Origin of the sequence: Streptomyces litmocidini, assembly GCF_014649755.1 — a bacterium.
GTDB lineage: Bacteria > Actinomycetota > Actinomycetes > Streptomycetales > Streptomycetaceae > Streptomyces > Streptomyces litmocidini.
On the sequence record NZ_BMTQ01000072.1, the window covers coordinates 1 to 841 of the forward strand.

Sequence of the window (841 nt, forward strand, 5' to 3'; positions counted from 1 at the left end):
GTCTCCGTCGGCGACGACGTATGCGGCGAGCTGTTCGTGGTGGACGGTGACGACGGCCTGGGTGACCGCCGGGTGGGTCAGGAGCGCGGCCTCGGTCTCGCCGGGCTCGACGCGGAAACCACGGATCTTGATCTGGTCGTCCGCCCGCCCGTCGTAGTGCAGCCGACCGTGCCGGTCGAAGTGGGCCAGATCCCCCGTCCGGTACAGCCGATCACCAGCCGTCCCGAAGGGGTGGGGCACGAATCGGGTGGCGGTGAGATCGGGCCGGCCCAGGTAACCGTGGGCGAGGCCCTCGCCCGCGAGGTACAGCTCGCCCGTCACTCCCGGGGCGCACAGGTTCAGATGGGCGTCCAGGACGTACCCGGCCTTGTTCACCAGCGGCGAGCCGATCGGGATGAGCGCGTGGGGCTCCTCGCCGGGCTCGATCGTGTACGTGGTCGTGAAGCCCATGGACTCCGCCGGCCCGTAGCCGTTGACGACCTCGATCCCGGGCCTGAGCCGCTGGAGCTTGTGCACATGCGCCGGGGAGGCCGCCTCGCCACCGGTGAAGGCGACCCTCACCGTCACGAAGGCCTCCGGATGCTCGTCGACCAGGAAATTGAACAGACTCGCCGACAACTGCAGCATCGTCACCCCGTGCCTGCGGGACAGCTCACCGATCAGCACCGGCTCCGGCCGCTGCCCCGGCTGCAGCACCGTCGCACCGCCGTGCAGCAACGCGCCCCAGAACTCCAGACTGAACGCGTCCCACGACACCGGCGAACACTGCAGGAACACCTCACCCGCACCGAACGACCCGTACGACTGCCCCGACACCGTCGACACCAGATTCCGGTGCGAC

1 protein-coding gene is annotated in these 841 nt (G+C 69.6%); it reads right to left on the reverse strand.

The window, feature by feature from the left end:
- A partial coding sequence (locus IE180_RS36000) for an AMP-binding protein (protein ID WP_268255509.1) occupies positions 1-828 on the reverse strand: 828 nt, incomplete at its 3' end.
- Between the last annotated feature and the right edge of the window lie 13 nt (positions 829-841).